Consider the following 5,763-nt stretch of genomic DNA (forward strand, 5'->3'; position numbering starts at 1 on the left):
GCCCCTCGGGGCCTTCGCGCCGTGGGTGGCACCGACTGTCGGAGATGCTGTTCAACTCGTGCAGGTTGTGCGCGGCGTGATAGATGCCCTGACTTCCGCGGCTCCTGGGACGACAGTAGTGGTCGGCGTCGACGATGCGCACTTGCTCGACGAACTATCGACCTTTGTTCTGCAGCAGATTGTGCAACGGCGTGCTGCGAAGCTGTTGGTCACAGTTCGTGATGCTGAACCGATTCCGGCTGGACTGCAAGAGATATGGAAGGAAGGACACTTTAGTCGACTTGTTCTGCTGCCATTATCGCGCAACGAGACAACGACTTTGGTATCTGAGGCGCTGGATGGACCGTTGGATCCGGATGCCGCACAACGACTGTGGAAACTGACGCAGGGCAATGTGTTGTACTTGCGCACCATCGTCGAGCAGGAGTGCGCAGACGGGCGTCTCACTAAGCAGCACGGTCGTTGGCGTTGGACCGGTGACCCGGTGGTGCCTCCGGGATTGATCGAGCTCATCGAATCGCGAATCGGTGCAATCGCGGAATCGGTCCGGGACGTGGTCGATGTGCTGGCTGTGGGCGAGCCGCTAGCGCTCGCGTCCCTGACAACCATCACCAGCCGCGCGGCCGTTGAGGATGCGGATGCGCGTGGGCTGATCACTCTCAGCTACGTCGATGACCGTGCGGAGGCGCGATTGGCGCATCCGCTATACGGCGAAGTGCGCCGGAAGCGCGCAGCGCCCACACGGTTGCGAAGGGTACGTGGCCTGGTCGCCGCGGAACTCGCGACCGCCGGCAATACCGATGTTTCATCGCTGGTACGGCGCGCGACGTTGGCGTTGGACTCCGACCTTGACCTCGACCCGAACCTGTTGGTGGAGGCCGCTGATGGTGCCATGTTCCTGGCCGACGCCCCCTTGGCCGATCGTCTGGCGGCTGCAGCGATTCGTGCGGGCGCCGGAGTGGAGGCGTATAACATCCGGTCGTTTGCGCTGGCCTGGCAGGGCCGTGGTGAGGACGCCGACGCCGTCGCGGCCGCCACTCCCATTGAAGGTCTCGCCGAGGCTGAGCGTGTGTTCCTGCTTGGCCATCGAGCCTTCAATTCGCTGTGGGGGCTCGCCGACCCTGAGGGGGCGAAGAAGCTCTTCGACGAGGCGTCACGCATTGCGACCACGGCCACACGGCACTGGATCGATGCGTATATGACGGTCTACTGGGTTGCGGTGGCTCAGCTCGAGCAGGCAAGAACGTCGGGCCAGAGACTCGATATTCAGCAGCTGCCCGCCATTGTTGGCGCGGCCGCGGCGTGGGCGCTGGTTGTCGCCCATGGCGACGCTGGTCGAACCGCCGAGGCCCTCAGCGCAGCCGAAGCCGGTTATGCGCATGTGGCACGCACCGCGGGCGCAGCTCACATGCGGCTTCTCATCGTCGACAAACATGTTGGTGTTCTTTTGCAGTGCGGTCGGATCGCTGAGGCCAGCGAGGTGGCCGAGCAAGCGCGCCGGCACGGGGCGGATCTACCCGGAGTTCCTCAGCACCTCAGCGCTGCTATCGCTGGTCGAGCTGCAATGGGTGCAGGGCGGCTCGGCGAAGCCAGTTCGCTGTTGAGTACCGTTGTGGACCAATTTCTAGGTGATGCCAACGGATTTCGGTACCGATACCTGATCCCGCTTACTACCGCGTTGGCGATGTGCGGCTTGTCGGATCAAGCGTGTAGTGCACTTCAGGTCCTTGAAGCAGAACGTCATCGCAGCTGGGGGTTTGTTGACTACGAACGCGGGCTGGCTCACGCGTGGGTCGCCGCCACGCAGGGCGCTTTAACCGACGCGATCAGCACCGCATTATCGACAGCCGCAACCGCCAGAGAAAATGGGCAATTCGCGGCTGAGGTGATGTGCCTGCAGACGGCGACGCAGTTCGGTGAGCGCTCGGGCGTGACCCGTTTGCGCGAGCTCGCTGAGATTGTGGAGGGCCCGCGCATTGGCGTGGTGGCTCGGTTTGCCGGGGCCCTTGCGGCTGGAGATGGCACTGAATTGGCTTTGGTATCAGAGGAATTCGAGCGCATGGGCGATCTGGTTGCTGCCGGGGATGCGGCGGCGCACGCGGCCATCGTGTATCGCGCCAAAGGCCTGCGGGGATCGGCGCTGAGCTGTTCGACGCGCGCCGATGCGCTGGCTGAACAATGTGGCGGCGCGCTTACTCCTGCAATTCGGCGGGCCAGCGAGCGGGTGCCGTTAACCGAGCGGGAGCGCGAGATCGTAATGCTGCTCGGCGAGGGGCTCTCGACGCGCGCGGTGGCCGAGCGCCTCACGCTGTCGGTGCGGACCGTGGAAAACCACATCTACAAGGCGATGTCCAAAACCGGCACTGCGACCCGTGACGAGCTTGCGGCGCTCTTACCCCGGCGCCGGTCAACGCCGCGCAGATAATTCGTCACGTTGGACGCCACCGCAACGCGCTGTCGCCCGCGCGGATGTCTGAGGAAGCCTAGATTGTGGGGGTGCGCGGGGTGTGGCCGCTGATTGGGCGCTCGGAGGAGCTGCGCTTGATCGGCGAGTGGGTGCGCCGCCGAGATACCCCAGCCGGGGTGGTGCTTGCTGGCTCGGCGGGCGTCGGCAAAACCCGGTTGGCCCGCGAAGCCGTGGAGGTCGCCAGCCGGCGTGGCGCAGCGGTTCGATGGGCGGTCGCCACCGCCTCCGCTCGGATGCTGCCGCTGGGTGCGTTCATTCCGTTGCTGGGCGAATTGGGTCCGGACCCAAGCCAATTGCTGCGTAACGCCCGGGCGGCGCTGGTTCCCCGGGCCCCGCAGGCGCTGGTCGTGATCGGCGTTGATGACGCGCATCTGCTGGATGACCTCTCGGCTCTGCTGGTGCACCAGCTGGTGTCCCAACGAGTTGCCACAGTGGTGGTCACGGTACGCAGCGGCGAGCCGGCCCCCGATGCGATCACTGCGCTGTGGAAAGACGGGCATCTGCCACGCCTGGACGTTCAGCCGCTGTCGGAATCAGAGACCGCCACGTTGGCAGAGGCGGTGCTCGGCGGCCAGCTGGACAGCGGCACCGCGCGCCGACTGTGGTCGCTGACGGGCGGCAATCCGCTGTATCTACATCACCTGCTCGACGGCGAGCGTGAGGCGGGACGACTGCACCGAGTGGCAGGCGTGTGGTGCTGGTCGGGTGAACTGAGCCTGTCGCCGGGACTGACCGAGCTGCTGGCGGCCCGGATGGGGACGCTTTCGGGGCCGGTAGGTGTCGTGCTCGACATGCTGGCCTTGGCCGAGCCACTCGACATCGCGCTGCTCGCAGAATTGTGCGATCCGAGTGCCGTGGAAGAGGCCGAGGACCGTGGTTTGATGGCGACCGAGCAGGTTGGGCCGCGCTGCCAGGCACGACTCGCCCATCCGCTTTACGGCGAGGTACGACGGGCAGGTCTGGGACGGCTGCGGGCCCGTCGTCTGCGCGGTCAGATCGCCACCAAGCTGGCAACCGCCGATTTTCGGCGGGGCGAGGAGGTCCTGCGTCGCGCGGTGCTGATGCTGGACTCGGATGGACGTGCCGATCCGGGGCTGTACACCACGGCCGCCCGCACTGCCATGAATCTGTTGGATCTTCCGCTGGCCGAGCGGCTGGGCCAAGCCGCGGTGGCCGGCGGCGGAGGATTTGACTTCTCAGGCGATCCTGACCGCTGCGCGGGCAGCGTTTTACGCGGATCTTGGTCATCCGCTGCAGGCGGTGCGTGCCGCCACTGAGGCGTTGGCCGCGGTCTCACTACCCGACCAAGCGGTGGTGCTGGCCAGTTGGGGACTGGTCGGTGGACTGGGGATACTGGGCAGGACTGATCAGATCGGCGCAGCGGTTGAGCGAGGCTACGCTGCTGCCGCCGCGGGTTTCGACGCTCCCGTGCTGCGCCTGGGCCTCGGTTACCGTCACCTGCTCGGATTGCGGCTCGCTGGCCATCTCGATGAGGCGGAACACGTTGCGGTGCAGGCACATCGGGAGGTCGCCGATGCGCCGGGGTGGTTTCCGCTTGCTGGGCTGGTCCTACTGGGCCAGGCGGTGGCAGCTCGAGATCTCGGTAGTGCGCTGCGGTGGCTGCGCGAGGCCCGCGCTGGGCTGCAGGCTTTTGGCGATGTCGGAGGCTGGCTGTTTCGCTGCCTGTTGGGGCTAACCCAGACACTGGCGATGACCGGGCACACGGCCGCGGCAAAGCAGATTCTCGCCGAGCTGGAAGGCATGCGCCATCCCGGATTCGTCTTCCTGGAGCCCGAGCTGATACTGGTTCGCGCCTGGGTGGCCGCGGCCGAGGGGGCAGTGAGTTCCGCTCTGGCCCTGAGCCGTCAGGCCGCTACGGTGGCCGCCGAGGCTGGCCAGGTGGCGCACGAGGTCCTGGCACTGCAGACCGTGGCGAGCTTCGGTGACCCGAGCCCGGCCGGCAGGTTGGCCACCCTGGCCATCGAGGTCATCGGACCCCGCTCGGCCGTGGCGGCGCGGTTCGCCGAAGCTCTTGCGCCGGCGATGGCACTGAATTGCTCGATGTATCAGAGGAATTCGAACGCATGGGTGATCTGGTGGCGGCAGTGGACGCGGCCGCGCACGCGGCCATCGCCTATCGTGCGAGGGGTCGGCGCGGGTCGGCGCTTAGCTGTTCTACGCGCGCCGATGCACTGGCTGAACAATGCGGCGGCGCAAGCACGCCGGCGCTTCGGCGGGCCTCGCAACCGGTGCCGCTGACCGCGCGGGAACGAGAGATCGTGATGCTGCTCGGCGAAGGACTCGCGACGCGCGCGGTGGCCGAGCGGCTGACGCTGTCGGTGCGCACAGTCGAAAACCACATCTACAAGGCGATGGCCAAGACCGGCACCGCCACCCGCGACGAGCTGGCGGCCCTGCTACCCAGACGCCTCAGATAGAAGTCGGGGATGACCGCGCGCGGCTCCGCTAGCGGGGCGGTGTTGATTGGCCCGTTGGCCGCGATTTAGCGCGCAAAGTTAAGGGAAACACCGGATGCCTCGCCGTCCGCGAGTCCGTAGCGTGACCCGGCAGCAAGCCCGTGCAATAGCAGTGACGCCGGGCGCACGCCGAAAGGAACTCGAATGAGCACACGAGCATCACTTGCCATCGCGACGGCGGTGACGGGCTCCGCGCTGGCCCTGACATTGGCGCCGACGACGCACGCCGACCCACTCGGCCTGATCACGAGCACCGCGTTCGGTAAGCCAGCGGTGACCGAACGTGTCGACCAGCCGCGGATTCCCCCGCCCCACTGCAACCAGCCGCTCCCAGACATTGCCTGTATAGAGGCTCAGCAGGGTCCGGGGCAGCAGCATCCGGGTCCGCAATCTCCGCCGGCACCCAAACAGGGTCCAACTGTCTCGGCGAACCCAGGGCTTACAGGGGTAACTTTCCACGTCACAGACCGCAGTGGAGTCACGTCGCAGTGTACGTACTCGTCAGAGGGGTACCAGGCCGGCTTCGGCTTGCCTGCCAATGGCTCTTTCGACCTCTTTGTTCCAGCGATTCGCGAATTCCGGAGTCGGAGCGGCTCCATCAGTTGTGACAACGGGACAAGTACCAACACTTCGGTCTTCTACTAAGCGTCGGATTGCGTCGTGCGGCGTGAAGCACGAGGGTATGCAGCGGGCGGTTAGACGTGAAAGACCATCTGCTCCAACAATTAGTCCACTTCGCTGTAAGACGACCCTCGCTTATTAAGCTGACGTCGAGCGGCTAACACTGTCGGTGCGCACCGTCGAAAACCACATCTACCG

The 5,763-nt window shown here is 65.8% G+C and carries 4 protein-coding genes; all 4 read left to right on the plus strand.

Annotation, left to right across the window (positions count from 1 at the left end; translation table 11 throughout):
• On the plus strand, window positions 1-2,425 hold a 2,425-nt coding region (locus VFA16_RS19110; protein WP_324969328.1), incomplete at its 5' end, for a helix-turn-helix transcriptional regulator.
• Between the two features lie 71 nt (window positions 2,426-2,496).
• The gene (locus VFA16_RS19115) at window positions 2,497-3,744 is read left to right on the plus strand and encodes an AAA family ATPase (RefSeq protein ID WP_324969329.1); all 1,248 of its coding nucleotides are present in this window, start codon (window positions 2,497-2,499) and stop codon (window positions 3,742-3,744) included.
• Complete coding sequence (locus VFA16_RS19120) at window positions 3,728-4,726, plus strand: hypothetical protein (protein ID WP_324969330.1); 999 nt, start codon at window positions 3,728-3,730, stop codon at window positions 4,724-4,726. The genes VFA16_RS19115 and VFA16_RS19120 overlap by 17 nt, the downstream gene beginning before the upstream one ends.
• The gene (locus tag VFA16_RS19125) at window positions 4,717-4,905 is read left to right on the plus strand and encodes a helix-turn-helix transcriptional regulator (protein WP_324969331.1); all 189 of its coding nucleotides are present in this window, start codon (window positions 4,717-4,719) and stop codon (window positions 4,903-4,905) included. Before VFA16_RS19120 ends, VFA16_RS19125 begins: the two co-directional genes overlap by 10 nt.
• Window positions 4,906-5,763 lie beyond the last annotated feature (858 nt).

The organism is Mycobacterium sp., from assembly GCF_035653355.1.
GTDB lineage: Bacteria > Actinomycetota > Actinomycetes > Mycobacteriales > Mycobacteriaceae > Mycobacterium.